Here is a 17,231-nt window from a genome sequence, read left to right on the forward strand (position 1 = left end):
ATGATCGGGGCATGCCCCCACCGCACCGCGTCGTGATCGTCGCCTTCCCCGGCGTCGAGCTGCTGGACGTCACCGGGCCGGCCGAGGTGTTCTCCGTCGCCTCCCGGGTCGCCGGAGAGGACCGGCCCGGCTACCTCGTGCAGATCGCGACGGCCGACGGCGGCCCGGTGGCCACCTCCAGCGGCGTCCGGCTGATGGCGGACCTGACCCTCGACGACGCGCACGGCCGTATGGACACCCTGCTGGTCTCGGGGGCGATCGAGCTGGTCGGCGACGGCGTCGAGCCGGTGATCGACCACGAGGTCACCCGCTGGCTGCGGCGCGCGGCGCCCCGGGCCCGGCGGATCGGGTCGATCTGTGCGGGGGCGCACCTGCTGGCCGCCGCCGGGCTGCTCGACGGCCGGCCGGCGACCACGCACTGGCTCACCGCAGGCCGGCTGGCCGCCGATCACCCAAGCGTCCGGGTCGACGCCGATCCGATCTTCGTCCGGGACGGGCAGGTGTGGACGTGTGCCGGCGTCACCTCAGGGATGGACATGACGCTGGCCATGGTCGCCGAGGACCACGGGCAGGAGCTCGCGCTCGCGACGGCCCGGATGATGGTGATGTACGTCAAACGTTCCGGTGGGCAGAGCCAGTTCAGCGTGCCGCTGTCCGTGCAGGGCTCCTCGGACGACCGGCTCGACGAGCTGCGGATGTGGATCGCCGAACACCTCACCGAGGACCTCTCCCTCGAAGTCCTCGCGGCGCGCACGCACCTGAGCGTGCGCCACTTCACCCGGCTGTTCCAGCAGCGGACCTCCACGACACCGGCCGCCTACGTGGAGGCGGCCAGGCTGGAGGCCGCCCGGCGACTGCTGGAGGACGGCGACCGGAGCCTGCCCGAGGTCGCCGCCGCCAGCGGCCTCGGCTCCGTGGAGACGCTGCACCGCGTCTTCCGGCGGCGGCTGGGCACCACCCCGGCCGAATACCGCCGCCGCTTCTGACCCGCATCACCCACACGACCTGCACGACCCACACGACCTACACCACCTACACCACCCACACCACCCGCACCACCGGCCGGTGGCCGGCGTCCGCGCACCGGCCGGGCTTCGCCGTGCCCGCACGGCGCGGGCATCGACCAGCACCCTCCGAAGGAGAGCCATGTCCCGCACCAAGGTCGTCCCGATCCCGGTCATGGGTCGGCACACCATCAACGCCTACCTCCTGCTCGGCCGACGGCCGGTCATCGTCGACGCCGGAACCCCCGGCAGCGGCCGGAGGATCCACGAGCAGATCACCGCGCACGGCGTCGACCCCGCCGACGTCTCGTTGATCGTCATCACCCACGGCCACATCGACCACTTCGGCTCCGCCGCCGAACTGCACCGGCTCACCGGCGCACCCGTCGCCGGCCACATCGCCGACCTCGGACCGTACCGCTCCGGCCGGGTCCGCGAACCGTACCTGCCCACCGGCCCGATGGGCCGCTTCATGGACCGGAACAAGAAGCTCCACGCCCGGGCCGAACCCTTCGAACCGGCCGTGCTGATCCGCGGTGAGACGAGCCTGGAGGACTTCGGGCTCGCGGCGCGCATCATGCCCACCCCCGGCCACACCGCCGGTTCGGTCTCGGTCCTCACCGACGACGGCGACCTCGTCGCCGGTGACCTGATCGCCAACTCCTTCATGGGCCTGATCCCCGGCAGGCCCGCCAACCCGCCCTTCCACGACGACCCCCGGCAGAACCTCGCCAGCCTCCGCCGGATGCTCGCCCTCGACCCCACCGCCCTCCACGTCGGCCACGGCACCCCGCTCGACCCCGACCGGGTGCGGCAGTGGGCCGACCGGGAACACGACCGCCTCGCACGACTCGACGCCGCCGGACGGCTCACCGCGCGGGGTGAGTGAGGGACCGTCCCGCAGTCCGGACACGGGACGGCGGGGAGGGTTCACACCGAGGTCCGAACGCCTCCGGGCCGCGCGGTCTCCTGGGCCCGCAGGTACTCGGCGAGTTCTCCGGCGGCCGTCAGCATGGCGCGTCCGCGGTCGGTGAGCCGTCGGCGCCAGTCGCCGAGCGAGAGGGCGAGCGCCTCGGGCCCGCCGGCGCCGCGGACCTGGTGCAGCACCGTGGCGATGTGGGCCAGCGGAAAGCCGCCGCGCCGGAGCAGGTGGGCGAGTTGGGCGTCGCGGACGTCGCCCGCGGAGTAGTGGCGGTGGCGGGTCTGCGGGTCGCGCCGAGGGGCGAGGATCCCGGCCCGTTCCCACTTCCGCAGGGTCGCGGGAGCGAGGCCGAGGCGGTGCGCGAGTTGGCCGACCGAGAAGGGGCGGTCCGGGGCGGCGACTCCGAGCGGACCGGCGGCAGGTGCGCCCCCGGTCGCGGCGCGGCCGAGCGCGTCGACGGCCGCCTCGACGGCGTCCAACGTCTCGCGGTCGCGCATCAGTTGGGCGTGGCTGCGGTCGACCGCGGCCAGGGCGGCGTCCAACTCGCCGCCGTTGGCCGCGCGCATGATCTCGCCGGCGGCGGCGTAGCCGTGTGCGGGGACGAGCGCCAGGTACGCGCGGAGGGCGCGGACGTGTACGGCCGAGTAGCTGCGGTAGCCGCTGGGGGTGCGCCCGGCCGGCGGCAGCACGCCGTCCCGCTCGTAGTTGCGCACCGCCTGGGTGGAGATCCCGTGCTCCCGGGCGAGGTCCACCGGGCGGTACCGCCCGCCCCCGCTCCGAACCCCGGTTTGAAGGTTCATGTGAGTCCGTGCCCTGTCCATCGCCCGTCGAAAGCGCTCGACTTTACACCGTTGGTTCAACGATACGGTCGAAGTCATGACTTCGACCCATTCCGCAACCGAAGCCGTTCACGGATCGTTCGCCCTCGACGGCGGCCGCGGGCCGGCCGCCGCGCTGTCCTCGCTCCTCGCGGCGCTGGACCCGCCGCCGGCGCTGCTGGCGCTCGGCGAGCCGACCCACCTGGAGCCGGCCTTCGGCCATCTGCGCAACCGCATCCTCAAGGTGCTGGTCGAGCACGGGTTCCGATCGATCGCGGTGGAGTCCGACCGGATCGCCGCACTGGAGGTCGACGCGTTCGTCCGCGGCGGGGCCGGGACGCTCGACCAGGTCATGGCCGAGGGCTTCAGCCACGGCTTCGGCCGGCTGGAGGCCAACCGCGAGCTCGTCGCCTGGCTGCGCGAGCACAACGACGGACGCCCGACGGACGAGCAGGTGGCGTTCCACGGCTTCGACGCGCCGCTGGAGACGCTCAGCGCCCCCAGCCCCCGCCGCTACCTGAAGCACCTCCACGGCTTCCTGGCCGACCACCTCGGCCCCGACGCCTTCCTCCACGGCCAAGCCGACCTCGACGGGCGCCTCGACCGGCTCCTCGGCGACGACGAGCGCTGGAGCAACTCGGCGGCGGTACTGGAGATCGGGAGGTCCATCGGTGCCTCGCCGGACGCGCTGGCCCTGCGGGCGGTCGCCGACGACCTGCTGATCACCCTGTACGCCCGGCTGCCGCAGCTGGTCGCGGCGTCCTCCCCGGCCGCCTGGCAGCTCGCCGAGCTGCACGGCCGGGCCGCGCTCGGGCTGCTGCGCTACCACTCCCAGCTCGCCGAGATCGCGCCGGCCGACCGGCGCCTGTCACGGCTGACCGCCGTCCGCGACACCCTGATGTCCGAGAACCTGGTGGACATCCGCGCCCGCGAGCAGCACCGCGGCCCGACCCTGGTGTTCGCCCACAACTGCCACCTCCAGCGGAACCCCAGCAGGATGGACATGGGCGGCATGGACGTCGGCTGGTTCAGCGCCGGCGCCGTCACCGGCGCGCTGGTCGGCGACCAGTACGCGTTCATCGCCACCAGCCTCGGTTCGAGCACCACGATCGGGCTGGACGCGCCCCCGGCGAACACCTACGAGGACGTGCTGCAGCAGGTGGCGACCGACGGATGCGCCCTCCTCGACGGGAACCGGCTTAGCGAGGCCTTCGCCGCGTTCGACGGACCCGCACCCCTGGTCCGCACGGACGTCAGGCCGGAGCAGGGGTACTTCCCGCTCGACGCCGCGATCCTGGAGCAGTGCGACGCCGTGTTGCACGTCGCCTGCGCGAGCGGCGGCGCCGACGGGTGACGGTGTGCGCGGTGGGCCGGCAGCGCTGCCGGCCCACCGCGCACACGCTCCGGACCGGCCTCGGTTCAGTCGGCCGAAGGCCGGTAGACCGTCAGGGCGTTGGGGGCCTTGGCCAGTCGGAGGGCCCCCGCGGCCGGCAGGCTCTCCCCGTCGACGGCGATCCGGTCGGCGTCGCCCAGGGAGTCGAGGTCGAGCGCCCTGAGCCGGGCCGCGTGGTAGACGCGTGAGCGCGCCATGGTGCCGGACAGGACGGCGGCCGCCAGCCGGGTGCGGGCGAAGGGGCGGCCGCCGTCGACGACCCGGACGTCCAGCAGCCCGTCGGCCAGGCCGGTCCGGCGGGTCGGGGCGAAGCCGGGCGGGTCGTAGGCGCCGTTGCCCGCGAACAGCAGCCAGAGACACCGGTCACGGCCCCCGGCCCGGACGGTGACCGGCTCGGCGGAGGCCAGCGACCGGGCGACCGCCACCGCCAGGGCCGGCCACTTGCCCAGGCGGCCCTCCAACGACTCCCGCACCCGGACCAGTTCGGGGTAGACGCCGAGGCTGAAGGTGTTGAGGAAGACCCGGCGCGCGGTGTCGTCGGTGGCGAGTCCGAGATCGACCCCGCAGGCGGAGCCCGCCACCACGGCCGCCGCGGTGTCCGCCGGCGACTCGATGCCGAGGTCCAGCGCGAAGTGGTTGAGCGTGCCGCCGGGGAAGACCGCGAGCGGCAGCCCGCGCTCGGCGGCGAGGGAGGCGGCCAGGTTGACGCTGCCGTCGCCGCCGCAGACCCCGAGCGCCCCGTCGGCCCGGGCCGCCCGGTCGGCGGCCTCGGCGAGCAGCGCGAGCAGGTCGTCCTCCGGACCGCAGAGCCGCACGTCCGCGTGCGGCAGCAGGGCGCGCAGCTCGGCGACGGTCTCCTCCGGGTCGGCCGCGAGCAGGGCCCCGTTGCCGGAGCCGCTGTTCACCACCACGGACAGGCCCGCGCCGTCCGGCAGCGCCGGAGCGGTGCGCGGCGGCGGTCCGGCGGGCGGTGGAGTGTCGTTCGACCGCGGCCACCACCGCACGGTCAGGGCGGCGGCCGCAGCGCCGAGCGTGAACCCGGCCAGCACGTCGCCGGGGAAGTGGGCGCCGGTGTAGACCCGGGAGGCGCCGACGGCCGCGGCCACCGGTGCCAGCGCGGCGCCCAGGAGCGGCGACTCGATGGCGACGCCGGTGACGAAGGCGGCCGCCGAGGCGGAGTGCCCGGAGGGGAAGGATGTGGTCACCGGCTGGCGCAGCAGCCGCCGTACGTCGGGTACCAGGTCGAGGCCGGGGCGCGGCCGCCGGCTCAGCTGCTTGGCGGCGATGTTCGCGGCGGCCGAGGCGAGCGCCAGTGATCCGACGCCGCGCAGCGCCGCCCGGCGGCCGGTCCGGCCGCCGACGGCGCCGAGCACCGCCGCCGTCCCGAACCAGAGCTTCCCGTGGTCGGCGGCGTGGCTCAGGCCGCGCAGCCACGGGTTGGTACCGCGCAGGCGTGAGAGCGCCACCCGGTCGAACAGGGCCCGGTCCACCGCGTCGAGTCGCCTCATCCCAGCGAGCCTAGGCGGGAGCGGGCGGTCCTGCACGGCTACGGAGGGCGTTGCGGCGGGCGTGTCGCACGCGACGCCGGAAGGCGTGGCGGGCCGGGCGGGTGTGCCGGCCGGCCGCGGAGCCCGTCGGAGGCGCCGCGCGCCGCTAAATCCGGTTGGCCGGAACGAGGAGGCGACGGGATCATACGGACATGTCGCGAACCTTCGAAGATCTGATCGCCGAGGCCGAGTCGGTGTCCGTCGACGGCTGGGACTTCTCCTGGCTGGACGGCCGGGCGACGGAGGCCCGGCCGTCCTGGGGGTACCAGCGGTTGCTGGGGGAGCGGCTCGCGTCGGCCTCGGCGGCACTCGACGTGCAGACGGGCGGCGGCGAGGTGTTGGCCGGGGCCCGGCCGTTCCCGCCGGCGATGGTCGCCACCGAGTCCTGGCCGCCGAACGTCGCGCGCGCGACCGAGCTGCTCCACCCGCTGGGGGCGGTCGTGGTCGCGGATCCGGACGAGCCGCCGCTGCCGTTCGCCGACGAGGCGTTCGACCTGGTGACCAGCCGGCACCCGGCGACGGTCTGGTGGGCGGAGATCGCCCGGGTGCTCCGGCCCGGCGGCACGTACTTCGCGCAGCACGTGGGGCCGGCGTCGGTGTTCGAGCTGGTCGAGTTCTTCCTCGGCCCGCAGGCGGAGGCGCGCAAGGGCCGCAACCCCGACCGGGAGAGCGCGGACGCGCAGGCGGCGGGGTTGGAGGTGGTCGACCTGCGGTCCGAGCGGCTGCGGATCGAGTTCTTCGACATCGGGGCGGTGGTCTACTTCCTCCGGAAGGTGATCTGGATGGTCCCCGGCTTCACCGTCGACGCTTATCGGGACAGGCTGCGCGAGCTCGACGCCCGGATCCGTGCGGAGGGCCCGTTCGTGGCCTATTCCTCCCGCCACCTGATCGAGGCGCGCAAGTAGATCGACTCATCCGGTGTCCGCACTATACGGAACGGCCGGCCGCCCCTGCCAGCACCGCTTCATCCGGAAGGCGGCTCGAAAAGTGCTCTGAACTGGAGGGATGTCCCGTACAGTCGCGCGTCGAGAGCTCTTCGGCAGGTGCTGGGCAGCCGGCTGCAGCCAGCGCGATGGGACTCATGGGTCTCCAGCCGGGGGCCTCCCCCCAGTGGGGGTGCCGAGAGCGATCGCGTCTCACATCTGTGTTTGTTGGACAGGGTTTGCTCGTACCCGGGCTGACCTTTTGCTGACTATGTCTGATGACTCATCAGGTAAATGCCGTGGCCACAAGAGGCAGCCCGCCCATAGGGCTGTGTCCGACGGCAGGGGCCGCGCCCTCTCGTTCGGAGAGAGTCTGGGCTCCGCCGCCGTGCCGGCCACTGCCGCCCCCTGTAATCGAGCATGCGGCCGTGCGATGGAGGTCACGGCCCAGGAGCCGGAGGCGGTGTCGTGCTGGCTGACAGACCGGAGGCTGCCCCACACGGCGGGGAGTCGGTCACGGCAGTGTGTGCGCGGGTAGGCGGCGGGCTGGACGGGCTGGACGGGCTGGACGGGCTGGACGGGCTGGCCGGGGACGGCGGCCGCCTCCTGTTCCGTCCTCCCCGGCATCGTGCGGATCGCGAAGCTGTAGCAGCCTGGGAGGGTGTCCGGGTCCGGTACCGGCCGGGGGGCGACAGCACGCGACACGCTGGGCGGAGTCGCCCCCCCCGGGGGATCTGCCCGCCGGCGATCGGTCACCACCTCGGGTGGCCTGGCAGCGGTGGTGGACGCGGCGACCGGCACGCCGGTCTGGGCCACGGACCTCGGCACCTCCGCCAACCCCCACAGTGCGGAACTCCTCCCGGACGGCAACGTCGCCGTGGTCGCCAGCACCGGTGGCTGGGTGCGGCTGTACGCGGCGTCGTTGGGGTCTCGCAGTACCGTCCATGCCGAGCTGCCGCTCGGCGGCGCTCACGGCGTGCAGTGGGACGAGGGAACCGGACTGCTCTGGGTGCTCGGTGACGACACGCTGCTGGCCCTCCGGGTCGGCGGCACGTCCGGTGCACCGTCCCTCATCGCCGAGCGCAGTGTCCCTCTGCCGGAGAGCGGTGGGCACGACCTGGCACCCGTCCGGGCCGCACCAGGAACGTTCTGGGTCGCCACCGGTGAGCACCTGTGGCGCTTCGACCCGAGCTTCGACCGCTTCGAAGCCGTGGGGCTGACCCCGGAGGGCTCGGCCCGGGGGATCAAGAGCGTGGGCGACGAACCCGTCACCGGCCGCCTGCTCACCGTCAACCCCGACCACGTTGGGCCCTGCACCTGGTGCACCTCCACCCTCACCTTCCACCGGCCCGAGGGCGCCCGGCAGTTGGCTGGCACGCAGTTGTACAAGGCCCGCTGGTGGACCGCGCCACCCCCGGGTGGGCGAGCCGAGGTCGCCAGCCGCTGGGGGAACCGCTGGGCAGCGGTAGGCCAGCAGCGTGGGATGGGCAAAAGGCCGCGCTGCCCGTTCACCGCCTCGCCGGCCAAACGGTCACGGGGCGTCTACGGGGCCAGCTCGCGCAGGACGGCCGAGGCGACTGCCGCGTCGAGTGCGCCGACTCCGGTGAGGTCGGCGACCGTGATTGCACCGTCCGGGCGTTCGATGGGCCTTTCGAGCAGGAGGCCGACGGGCGTGTCGCTGGTGTCGGTGGTGGACCCGGCGCGCACGGCGTGGCCGAAGTCGCCGTGGTCCAGACACTGTTGGTGGTCGTCGGTGGCGATCAGTGCCGCACGGGCGAAGAGTCCTGGCGGGAGTTCGCTCTTGTGGGGCATGTCGGTGCCGATGCCGGTGACGTGCGCGCCCGCGCGGACGTGACCGGCCTGTAGGACCGGGACGGTGGCGGGTGTGGTGGTGATGACCATGTCGGCTGCGGCCGCCTCGTCGGCCAGGGCGGGCCGGGCGTGGAGCCCGAGGGTGTTGAACTCCTTGCACAGCGCCCCGGTCTTGTCCAGGCTGCGGCCGTGGACGAGCACCGTGTCGATCGGGCGGAGCCGGGCCAGCCATTCGACCTGAAGGCGGGCCTGTTCCCCGGTGCCGAACACGGCCAGGGTGGCGGCGTCGGGCCGGGCCATGGCGTGGGTTGCCAGGGCGCCGGCGGCGGCGGTGCGCCAGGCGGTGAGCAGGCCCTGGTCGTCGAGGATCGCGCGGATCTGGCCGGTTCGGGCGCTGACGACGCAGACCAGGCCGTGGTTGGTGGGCAGGCCGGCGGTGGGGTTGCGGTAGAAGCCAGTGGCGATCTTGACGGTGAAGTCGGGCGTGTCGGTGACCCAGCCGGCCTTGACGTGGCAGTCGCCGTCGGCGTCGGGGAACTGCAGGTGCAGCGGTGGCGGCACGGTGGTGCGGCCGTGGGCGTGGGCGATCAGCGTGTCGCGGACGGCGGTGAGGACCATCTCCGGGGTGGTGGCGCGTACGATCGCGGCGGTGTCGAAGACGGGCGGGGTCATCGGTTCGCTCGCAGCCACTGGGCGAAGGCGGCCAGGCCCTCTTCGGGGTTGGCGCGGCCGACGCCGATGCGGAAGCGGTCGGTGGGGGTGGGGGTGAGCTCGGTGCGGTAGATGCTGGCGGGCAGCAGCAGGACGCCGGCTTCCTCCACCAGGCGGGTGCAGAACTCCTCCACCCCGTCCGGGCCGAGGTAGCGGGGGTAGGCGACGCAGCCGCCGTCCGGGGCCCGCCAGTCGAAGAGGTCGGCGAACTCGGTGAAGAAGGCGTCGAAGAGCGGCAGGTTGGCCGCGATGAGTGCCCGGTTGCGGTCCAGGATCGTGGCGCGGGCCTTGAGGGCGATGCGGGCCAGGACCTCGCTGGGGGCGGAGTTGCAGATGGTGGTGTAGTGCTTGGCCCGCTCCAGCCGGGACAGCAGCTCGCGGTCGCGGCAGGTGATCCAGCCGATCCGCAGGCCCGGCAGGCCGAGCGACTTGGAGGTGACGTTCAGCGACAGGGCGCGCTCGGACAGGTCGGCGGCCTGCGGCAGGGTGTGAGCCGGATCGCGTTCCAGGCCGCGGTAGACCTCGTCGCTGAACAGGTGGACGCCGCGTTCGTCGCACAGCCGTGCCAGCTCGGTGAAGTCGGCGGCGCTGATGACCTTGCCGGTGGGGTTGTTCGGGAAGTTCACCGAGACGACCCGGGTGTTCGGGCGGATCGCCGCCTTCACCGCGTCGAGGTCCAGGGCCCAGTCGCGGTCGGGGTCCAGGGCGACACCGGTGACCTCGCACAGGGCGAGCGGCACGGTCTCGGCCGCCTGGTAGTTCGGGGTCACCACGACCGCGTGGTCGTCCGCGCCCAGCAGGACGTTCATCGCCAGGTAGAGGGCCTCCTCGGCGCCGGCGAAGCAGATCACGTCGGCAGCGTCCGCCCGCTCGTACATTCCGGCGATCGCCTCGCGCAGGGCCGGGTCGCCGTAGGTCTCGGTGTAGCCCAGCGACAGGTTCTCGAACGCGGCGCGGTCCCCGTCGTCGGCCAGGCCGAGCAGCCCGCCAAGCGTCATGGTCTGCACGTCGGAGGCGGTCAGGTGGTGGCGCGCGGTGAACTCCCAGCGGGAGAAGTAGGTTTCCAGGCGGAAGTCGGGCAGACGGGTCATGGCGTGTGGTCCTCGGTGCTCGGGGTTCGGAGTTCGGCCAGCAGGCCGTAGAGGGTGGATCGGGAGACCCGCAGGGCGGCGGCGACGACGGGGGTGGCGCGGCGCACGGCGAAGATCTTGGCCTCCTCCAGCCGGGCGAGGACGGCCAGGCGGTCGGCGCGGGTCAGTCGCTCGACGGGGCGGCCGCACTCGCGCACGTACGCGCCGATGATGTGCTGGACGCGCTCGTTCCAGTCCTGCTCGAACAGTGGCTCCGGCCGGGTCGTCGTCGGGGCGCCGAACGCGGACAGCACGGCTGCGGCCTGTTCCAGCGGCGTGCGGTCGAGGTTGACGCACAGCACCGCGGTGGCCTTCCCGTCCGGCTCACGCAGGACGGCGCTCACCGACGACAGCCGCCGGCCGTCCGCGAGCAGCTTTTCGTACGGGCCGAACACGTCCCGCGCGGATGGATCCAGCGCGTCCAGCTCGCCCAGCAGCGAAGGGTCGCCTGGGCCGCGGGAGGTCATCGGATTCCAGATCGCCAGGATCCGGTCGGTGTCGGGGTCGTGCAGCACCACCTCGGCATACGGGCCGAGCAGCAGCGCGACGGCCTGACCCACGGGCCCCCACATCCGGATCCGATGGTCTGTGCTCTCCTCGACACTCTTCATGTCCTGGACTATACGTCCAGATTGGACGAAGGGTCCAGAGTCTGGAGTTGCTCTCACGAACGACCCAATCCGGGAGCAAGATCGAAGAAGGCGCCGGGATCGCTCCGGAGGCGCAATCGGGTCCCTGCACTTGTTCTCACGCAATCGATGCCGGACCGCCGTCCCGCGTTCCGCGTTCCGCGTAATTTGGGGGCTCTGGAGGATCCGGCGGGGTGAAGCCGCAGGTCAGGGCGGTGACGCCGCGAACCCGAACGGTACGGCCGAGGGCGGTGGAAGGAGGGCTGGCAAGGCAGGACGGGCCAGGCGCCGGGGCGAGGCACTGAGCCGGTGGGTCACACTCGGCGCGCCCGAGCCGGGTAGAGCTTCCCGTGCAGCACCCGTACCTCCCACCACGGATCGCCTGGAACGGCCACCAGCCCGGCCACCACGTCGCCCCGCGTCAGTAGTCGATGTTGATGGCGGCGATGAGGGTGCCGGCGCTGTCGATGGCTATGGACGGGCCGGCGTTGCGGGAAGTGGCGTGGTGCCGGCTGTTGATCAAGCATGGATGGCTCCCAGGTGTGAGTCGTTGCCGATGCGGGTCCGGCTCCTACGCGGCCGGGCTGTCACGCCACGTCGTCGGTGACGTCGAAGGGATACAGCTTTCGTGGGTGGCGGACAGCGGCGTGGTCGAACCGCCAAGGGGAGGGCCTCGGGCAACCGCGGGGTGGCCGCCTTGGCCTGCGGTGAGTGGGGAGTGCCGTGGGAGCCGTCAACCGCCCGGCAGGTCGGTTGCGGTGTCGAGCCGGTCCGGCGCCTCGGTGGGGGCGCGGTCAGCAGCACCTCTGAGTAGAGGGCTGTGGGCGACATCCATGACCGCGAGGATGCGCAGCCACTGGCCCCTCAGGAGCGCGGGCAGAGCGAGCAGCTCGCCGACCAAGCCGCCGTAGAACAGAGGTATGCGGCGGCGCTGTACGCGCACCGGCGGTCATCCGGTGGTGAAGGCCGGGGTCCAGCTGGGGAGTCGTCGCCCAGGTGACGTCGTGCAGGATGCCGGGCGTTCCTGAGGGGAACGAGTAGGACGTGTACGCGTTCGGGGCGCTGCCCGCCATCGCGGTGGGGACGAGCATGTAGGCGGCTCCGCCTCCCGCCAGGCCGAGGGAGAGCATTTCCGCGATGACGCGGCGGCGCTTCTTGCTGAGACGGTGGGTTGCCACTGAGCGCGGCCTTTCTGCTGACGAACGGTTCGGTGCGGCACCGAAAGTCCACAGGCGCTTCGAGGGGAACCTGGCCTGCCGTTGCTGACCAGGGAGACCGGGCAGGGCGCCAACCATCCCGCGACTTTGCCGAATCTTGACCTGAGTTGTGTCGAGCCGGCCCACGCGCCGGCTTCTCGGACAGGCCGCACCTCTTGCGGCTCAAGGCGCGAGGTAATGGATTTCCGCTGCTGCCCTCAGTGCCGTATGGTCGGTGTTTCCGACGCGGGGTGGAGCAGCTCGGTAGCTCGCTGGGCTCATAACCCAGAGGTCGCAGGTTCAAATCCTGTCCCCGCTACCAAGAAGGCCGGGTCCGATGCACGCTGTGCGTCGGACCCGGCCTTGTTCGTTGGTCAGTTGATGACGATACCGATGCGGTCGGTGGCGCTACGCACGCCGTCGGTGCGTCGCGATCAGGTCCGCCACCGCCTCGGCTGACGCCTGTTGCTGATCGGGGAGCAGGGAGACGTAGATGTCGGCCGTCGTGCCCATCTCCCGATGGCCGAGCATGGCCTGGATCTCCTTCATCTCCATGCCCGCTGCGAGCGCGAGGCTTGCCGCGCAGTGGCGCTGGTCGTGAAGACGGATGGGCGGTAGCCCGGAGGACTCCACGAGGCGGGCGAAGTAGGTCGTGATGGTGTTCGGGTGCAGGCGGGAGCCGTCGGGGTTGGTGTAGAGGAAGTCGGCCTCGTTCTGCCAGACCAGGCTGGCAGCGAGCCGTTCCTTGGCCTGCTGGGCGAGGTGTTCCTTGAGGGCGCGGGCGGTGGTGCTGTCGAGCATGACGGTGCGTATTGGTTGTGATCAAGGTGCGGTCTAGTACCGAGCTCCGGCTGCCCTTCCCCCATGCGTCACTGCTCTTCGACCGCCTGCCCAATCAGCAGCCCATCCTTCTCCGTGTCCGCAGCCAAGACGATCCGCAGCTTCGGGTCGTCCGTCCCCAAGTGACCCGACTTCGTGCGTTCCCCTGTGGAGCCTGGGTGGCGGACCAAGAAGTCCGAGGGCCGGCGAGGAGAGGGTCGGTAGGATGCCGAACGATCAGGGGCTGGGGGACGGCCTTGGAGACGACGGCGTCCGACGGACTGCGGGGGGCTGTGAACGTTCCGGGGATGCGGATCGCCGGCCGGTACAGGCTGGAGGTGCCGCTCGGGCGCGGTGGCATGGGCGAGGTCTGGCAGGCCCACGACCCGAGACTGGACCGCAAGGTCGCCATCAAGTTCCTCACCGCACATCCGGCCGCCGGGGGCAGCGCCCTGGACAGGTTCCGCCGTGAGGCCAAGGTCACCGCGCGGCTCCAGCATCCGGGTATCGCCCAGATCTTCGACAGCGGTGAACAGGACGGACAGCTCCACCTGGTCATGGAGCTGATCAAGGGGCGCAACCTCGCGGGGGTGCTTCGGGAGCAGCCCTCCGGACTGCCCGTTCAGCAGGCCGTGGACCTGGCAGTCCAGGTCGCCGACGCCCTGGCCTACGCCCACGGGACGGGCATCGTCCACCGGGACGTCAAGCCGGCCAACCTGATGCTGCTCGCCGGCGACCGGATCAAGGTGTGCGACTTCGGGCTCGCGGGATTCCTCCAAGGCGACTCCGGTCTCACCCGGGAGGGCAGCCTCATGGGGACGCCCGACTACATGGCACCCGAGCAGTGGCGGAGCGCGCGGGTCGACGGGCGGGCCGACCTCTACGCCCTGGGTTGTGTGCTCTTCGCCCTCCTCACGGGAAGGCCGCCGTTCGTGACGGAGGGTGGCCTCTGGGCGTTGATGGCGCATCACATCCAGACCCCGCCCCCGCGCCCCGGCTCGCTCCGGCCGGGCATCCCCGAGGATCTCGACCACCTCGTCTCGGTGCTGCTCGGCAAGGACCCGGCGGATCGCCCCGCCGACGCCGGAGCCGTCGCGGAGCGCCTCAGGAACGTGGGCCGCGGCCGGTCCGACCCGGCGGTCCGAGGGCCCGGAGTCGCTCCGGCGCTGGGCCTGGAGCTGTACCACAACGAGTTCCTCGCTCCGGGCGCCACCGAGCTCAACACGATCGTCACGGTGGTGGGCGCGGGCGCGGCGCCGGGCGATCCGGTGACGGTCGTGCCCCGCGCGCTCGTCTTCCTGCTCGGTCTCTCCAAGGAGCTGCCCGACGCGGACTTCGACGCGGTCAGGACGACGGTCGCGGCGACCATCGACGGCCTGGACGACGAAGTCTCCTTCGCCGTCGTCGCAGGGGCGGAGTACGCGCGGATGCTCTACCCGCCCACCCAGCGGCTGGTCCGGGCGACCGCGACCGCCAAGGCCGAGGCGCGGGCGGCACTGGCCGGGCTGGAGTCCGTGGAGGCGGCGGCATTCGGCCGGTGGATCCGGCTCGCCGACCGGCTGTTCGCCGGTCACGCGGACGCGGTGCGTACCGCGATCATGCTGACCGACACCGAGGCCGAGGCGGAGAGCGGCGACGAGCTGGCCGCCACGCTGACCTCCTGTGCCGGTCGTTTCGCCTGTCACGGCCGTGGCATCGGCACCAACTGGTCGGTGGCGCAGATCCGGTCGATCACCTCGGCGCTGAGCGGCACCGTGAACATCGTCCCCGCGCCCGCATCACCCACGGCGAAGCCGAGTCTTCCCGAGGAGTTGGCGGCGATCGTCGAGCGGACACGCCAGGCCGTCGTCCGTGATCTCGCCCTGCGGGTCACCACGTCCGACGGCGGCCGCGTTCGCTTCCTCAAGCAGGTCTCACCATCGGTGGAGGACCTGTCGGGCCGTGGGTACCACGTCGGTCCCGGCGCCGTCGAGTACGCAATCGATGTCGCGGACGGCGAGTCACGTGACTACCACCTGTGCGTCGAAGTGCGGCCCGGGCACGACGGGGACGAGATCACCGCGGCCGAGCTGCAGGTCGTCCAGCTTCCCCCTGCGGGCGACGGCCGGGTGCTCGTCGAGGCCCGGCTGCCGGCCGTCTGGACCGACGACCTCGGTACGCCGTCCGCGCCGCGCCGCGCTGCGGATCAAGAGGATCCTGAGTAGGCGATCGACGTCGTCGACATCCCCGGTGGTGTGAGGATCTACGGCCTGCGCCACTTCTTGGCCTCGAACTGCCTCAGCCACAGCATTCCCATCACCGACGTCGCCGAGTGGATGGGCCACAAGAGCATCGACGTCACCTTCAAGATCTACCGCCACCACATGCCCGGGTCCATCGGCCGCGCCGCCCAGGTGCCCGACCGAGGCCGGGCAACCGCTGTTGCTTCACCCGCGCATGCACTTCCGACAGCTTGAACTGAAGCCTCGCGTCCGGCTCACGACCGAACCTGTAGGGACCGAGCCCGGCACGCTCCACTTCGAGAGCTGGTCGGCGGCCTGTAACGAGGGCGGCTTCGGACCCGCCTCCGCCAACTCGGCCCTGCTGGTGGTCGCCGCGTCCACGGTGACCGTCGTCGTCGCGGGACCGGCCGCCTACGTGCCCGGCCGGCGGCCCGGCCGGCTGTCGAACGGCCTCAGCCTGTACTTCGTGCTCGGCCTCGGGGCCGGTGCGTCGAACACCGCCCTGCAGGTCGCCTCGGGGGGACCCGACGGCGGTCGCGGCTCGACAGCGCAGTGCGACGGCTTCCTGTCCAGGGCGCCGCGTTCCCGTCACGGCGCCGTCTCCGCAACCAGTGCTCCCGGCATACTCGCGGCCCCCTGATATGTGCCCGGAGCACGGGTGCCGGCGTGGTGACCTGTTTAGGGTGCCCGCATTCACATCGCCACACCGTGTCCGATGGTGTGTCTGTCGGTACCAGTGCCAGGAGGGCAGCCGATGAGCGCAGTCTCAGTAGAGTCCGGAGTCGCCGAGGTCCCGGACGGGGTCGGCGGTGCGCAGCCCGTGGGCGCCTTCTTCGAACGGATGCCGTTCGGGCGGGCGCACGTGATGATCGCCCTCGCCCTGTTCATGGCCTTCGTCGTCGAGTCGTGGGAGCAGCTCGCGCTGGTCTACGTCTCCGCCGACCTCGGCGACGCCCTCGCGATCGACGAGGGGCGGATCGGGTGGGTCCTCTCGGCCGTGGCCCTGGGCATGATCCCCGGCTCCCTGGTCTGGGGGCCGGTCGCCGACCGGATCGGGCGGCGGGCCGTGTGCCTGTGGAGCCTCGGCTCGTACGGCGTGGTGGCGCTGGCCAGCGCGTTCTCGCCGAACTTCGCCACGCTGATGGCCGGCCGGGTGCTCTCCGGGATCGCCCTCGCCGGGATCTACACGATCACCTTCCCGTACTTCATGGAGCTCCTGCCGTCCGGGATCCGCGGGCGAGCCGCGGTGTACCTGTCGATCGGCTGGCCGGTCGGTGTGCTCGCCGCGGTGGGGGTCACGCAGGCGCTGTCCGGGACGGGCTGGCACGTCGTGGCGATCGCCAGCGCGCTGGCGGGCCTGTGGGTGTTCGCGATCCGGGCCTGGGTGCCGGAGTCGCCCTACTGGCTGGCGGGCCGGGGGCGGCACGCCGAAGCCCGGGAGGTGCTGCTCGGCCTCGGGGTCGAGGTTCCGGAGGGTACGGTGTTCGCCGTCGTCGAGCCCGAGCGGGCCGGCAACCCCCTGGCGCTGCTGCGCGGTCGGCTGCTGCGGATCACCGTCCTCATGCTGGTCGTGAACTTCGCCTTCAACTGGGGTTACTGGGGTCTGCAGACCTGGCTGCCCACGTTGCTGCAGGAGAAGGGGCTGAGCATGTCCAGCAGCCTGGGCTTCGTGGCACTGAGTGCACTGTTCATGATCCCCGGCTATGTCTCGGCGTCGTACCTGACCGGTCGCTTCGGCCGGAAGAAGGTGTTCCTGCCGTACGTGGGGGCCGCCGCGGTCAGCGGGGTGGCGTTCGCCTACTCGGGAAGCCTCACCGAGCTGTACCTCGCCAACTTCGCGCTGTCGTTCTTCAGCCTCGGTGCGTGGGGCGTCTGGAACACCTGGAACGGCGAGTTCTACCCGACCGCGTTGCGCGGCACCGGCTACTCCTGGGCCACCGCGGCTCAGCTGCTTTCCACTTCGGTCGCTCCGTCGGTGGTCGGCTACCTGTTGGCGCGGGCGACCGGGTTCGAGTCCACGGTGCTGTTCATCACCGCGTTCCTGGTGGTGGCGCTGGTCGTGGCGGTACCCCTGCCGGAGACCGAGGGTCGCGAGCTGGAGTGAC

At 72.2% G+C, this 17,231-nt stretch carries 14 protein-coding genes, 1 tRNA gene and 1 pseudogene; 10 read left to right on the plus strand and 6 right to left on the minus strand.

Annotated elements, in window-relative coordinates; translation table 11 throughout:
• The first annotated feature begins 11 nt into the window (after positions 1-11).
• Positions 12-986 carry a DJ-1/PfpI family protein gene (locus tag RMN57_RS35210; RefSeq protein WP_313767357.1) on the plus strand — a complete coding sequence of 325 codons (975 nt, stop codon included), beginning with the start codon at positions 12-14 and terminating at the stop codon, positions 984-986.
• Positions 987-1,146: 160 nt separating this feature from the next.
• Positions 1,147-1,893, plus strand: a complete 747-nt coding sequence (locus tag RMN57_RS35215) for an MBL fold metallo-hydrolase (protein ID WP_313767358.1) — start codon at positions 1,147-1,149, stop codon at positions 1,891-1,893.
• Between the two features lie 41 nt (positions 1,894-1,934).
• On the opposite strand, the gene RMN57_RS35220 is transcribed toward RMN57_RS35215, so the two are convergent.
• Complete coding sequence (locus RMN57_RS35220) at positions 1,935-2,726, minus strand: TioE family transcriptional regulator (RefSeq protein WP_313767359.1); 792 nt, start codon at positions 2,724-2,726, stop codon at positions 1,935-1,937.
• Positions 2,727-2,802: 76 nt separating this feature from the next.
• Here RMN57_RS35220 and RMN57_RS35225 point away from each other — a divergent pair, with 76 nt between their 5' ends.
• A complete protein-coding gene (locus RMN57_RS35225) occupies positions 2,803-4,098 on the plus strand; it encodes an erythromycin esterase family protein (RefSeq protein ID WP_313767360.1) in 1,296 nt (431 codons plus the stop codon).
• Positions 4,099-4,163: 65 nt separating this feature from the next.
• Here RMN57_RS35225 and RMN57_RS35230 read toward each other — a convergent pair whose 3' ends face one another.
• A complete protein-coding gene (locus RMN57_RS35230; protein WP_313767361.1) occupies positions 4,164-5,645 on the minus strand; it encodes a phosphatase PAP2 family protein in 1,482 nt (493 codons plus the stop codon).
• Positions 5,646-5,836: 191 nt separating this feature from the next.
• Here RMN57_RS35230 and RMN57_RS35235 point away from each other — a divergent pair, with 191 nt between their 5' ends.
• Both RMN57_RS35235 and RMN57_RS37160 read left to right on the plus strand, forming a co-directional pair.
• Entirely contained in the window at positions 5,837-6,589 is a 753-nt protein-coding gene (locus RMN57_RS35235; RefSeq protein WP_313767362.1) for a class I SAM-dependent methyltransferase, read from the plus strand.
• A 679-nt stretch (positions 6,590-7,268) separates the two neighbouring features.
• Positions 7,269-7,997: pseudogene (locus RMN57_RS37160) on the plus strand (DUF6528 family protein); the annotation flags it as partial.
• Between the two features lie 152 nt (positions 7,998-8,149).
• Here RMN57_RS37160 and RMN57_RS35240 read toward each other — a convergent pair.
• Genes RMN57_RS35240 through RMN57_RS35250 form a run of 3 tightly spaced genes read right to left on the minus strand, consistent with a single transcriptional unit; the run spans position 8,150 to position 10,871 of the window.
• Complete coding sequence (locus tag RMN57_RS35240) at positions 8,150-9,091, minus strand: ornithine cyclodeaminase family protein (RefSeq protein ID WP_313767363.1); 942 nt, start codon at positions 9,089-9,091, stop codon at positions 8,150-8,152.
• Positions 9,088-10,221 carry a pyridoxal phosphate-dependent aminotransferase gene (locus RMN57_RS35245; protein ID WP_313767364.1) on the minus strand — a complete coding sequence of 378 codons (1,134 nt, stop codon included), beginning with the start codon at positions 10,219-10,221 and terminating at the stop codon, positions 9,088-9,090. Before RMN57_RS35245 ends, RMN57_RS35240 begins: the two co-directional genes overlap by 4 nt.
• Complete coding sequence (locus RMN57_RS35250; RefSeq protein ID WP_313767365.1) at positions 10,218-10,871, minus strand: PAS domain-containing protein; 654 nt, start codon at positions 10,869-10,871, stop codon at positions 10,218-10,220. Before RMN57_RS35250 ends, RMN57_RS35245 begins: the two co-directional genes overlap by 4 nt.
• Positions 10,872-12,330: 1,459 nt before the next feature.
• Between RMN57_RS35250 and RMN57_RS35255 the strand changes: the two genes are divergently transcribed.
• Positions 12,331-12,407: transfer RNA gene (locus tag RMN57_RS35255), tRNA-Met, on the plus strand.
• Between the two features lie 86 nt (positions 12,408-12,493).
• Here RMN57_RS35255 and RMN57_RS35260 read toward each other — a convergent pair.
• The gene (locus RMN57_RS35260; protein WP_313767366.1) at positions 12,494-12,886 is read right to left on the minus strand and encodes a tyrosine-type recombinase/integrase; all 393 of its coding nucleotides are present in this window, start codon (positions 12,884-12,886) and stop codon (positions 12,494-12,496) included.
• A gap of 326 nt (positions 12,887-13,212) precedes the next feature.
• On the opposite strand from RMN57_RS35260, the gene RMN57_RS35265 reads away from it, so the two are divergent.
• The 4 genes from RMN57_RS35265 (at position 13,213) to RMN57_RS35280 (ending at position 17,230) form a co-directional block, all read left to right on the plus strand.
• A complete protein-coding gene (locus RMN57_RS35265; protein WP_313767367.1) occupies positions 13,213-15,108 on the plus strand; it encodes a serine/threonine-protein kinase in 1,896 nt (631 codons plus the stop codon).
• Positions 15,109-15,138: 30 nt separating this feature from the next.
• On the plus strand, positions 15,139-15,360 hold the full coding sequence (locus RMN57_RS35270; protein ID WP_380234504.1) for a tyrosine-type recombinase/integrase: 222 nt from the start codon (positions 15,139-15,141) through the stop codon (positions 15,358-15,360).
• Positions 15,341-15,766, plus strand: coding sequence for a hypothetical protein (locus RMN57_RS35275; RefSeq protein ID WP_313767368.1), 426 nt, complete (start codon positions 15,341-15,343; stop codon positions 15,764-15,766). Before RMN57_RS35270 ends, RMN57_RS35275 begins: the two co-directional genes overlap by 20 nt.
• A 114-nt stretch (positions 15,767-15,880) precedes the next feature.
• The gene (locus RMN57_RS35280; protein WP_313767369.1) at positions 15,881-17,230 is read left to right on the plus strand and encodes an MFS transporter; all 1,350 of its coding nucleotides are present in this window, start codon (positions 15,881-15,883) and stop codon (positions 17,228-17,230) included.
• Position 17,231: the final 1 nt, after the last annotated feature.

This window comes from Kitasatospora sp. CM 4170 (assembly GCF_032110285.1).
Taxonomy (GTDB): Bacteria; Actinomycetota; Actinomycetes; order Streptomycetales; family Streptomycetaceae; genus Kitasatospora; species Kitasatospora aburaviensis.

Bases quoted from the DNA above. Each gene is read 5' to 3' on its own strand.
- RMN57_RS35210 (WP_313767357.1), top strand. From the start codon at position 12: ATGCCCCCACCGCACCGCGTCGTGATCGTCGCCTTCCCCGGCGTCGAG.
- RMN57_RS35215 (WP_313767358.1), top strand. From the start codon at position 1,147: ATGTCCCGCACCAAGGTCGTCCCGATCCCGGTCATGGGTCGGCACACC.
- RMN57_RS35220 (WP_313767359.1), bottom strand. From the start codon at position 2,726: ATGAACCTTCAAACCGGGGTTCGGAGCGGGGGCGGGCGGTACCGCCCG.
- RMN57_RS35225 (WP_313767360.1), top strand. From the start codon at position 2,803: ATGACTTCGACCCATTCCGCAACCGAAGCCGTTCACGGATCGTTCGCC.
- RMN57_RS35230 (WP_313767361.1), bottom strand. From the start codon at position 5,645: ATGAGGCGACTCGACGCGGTGGACCGGGCCCTGTTCGACCGGGTGGCG.
- RMN57_RS35235 (WP_313767362.1), top strand. From the start codon at position 5,837: ATGTCGCGAACCTTCGAAGATCTGATCGCCGAGGCCGAGTCGGTGTCC.
- RMN57_RS35240 (WP_313767363.1), bottom strand. From the start codon at position 9,091: ATGACCCCGCCCGTCTTCGACACCGCCGCGATCGTACGCGCCACCACC.
- RMN57_RS35245 (WP_313767364.1), bottom strand. From the start codon at position 10,221: ATGACCCGTCTGCCCGACTTCCGCCTGGAAACCTACTTCTCCCGCTGG.
- RMN57_RS35250 (WP_313767365.1), bottom strand. From the start codon at position 10,871: ATGAAGAGTGTCGAGGAGAGCACAGACCATCGGATCCGGATGTGGGGG.
- RMN57_RS35260 (WP_313767366.1), bottom strand. From the start codon at position 12,886: ATGCTCGACAGCACCACCGCCCGCGCCCTCAAGGAACACCTCGCCCAG.
- RMN57_RS35265 (WP_313767367.1), top strand. From the start codon at position 13,213: ATGCGGATCGCCGGCCGGTACAGGCTGGAGGTGCCGCTCGGGCGCGGT.
- RMN57_RS35275 (WP_313767368.1), top strand. From the start codon at position 15,341: ATGCACTTCCGACAGCTTGAACTGAAGCCTCGCGTCCGGCTCACGACC.
- RMN57_RS35280 (WP_313767369.1), top strand. From the start codon at position 15,881: ATGAGCGCAGTCTCAGTAGAGTCCGGAGTCGCCGAGGTCCCGGACGGG.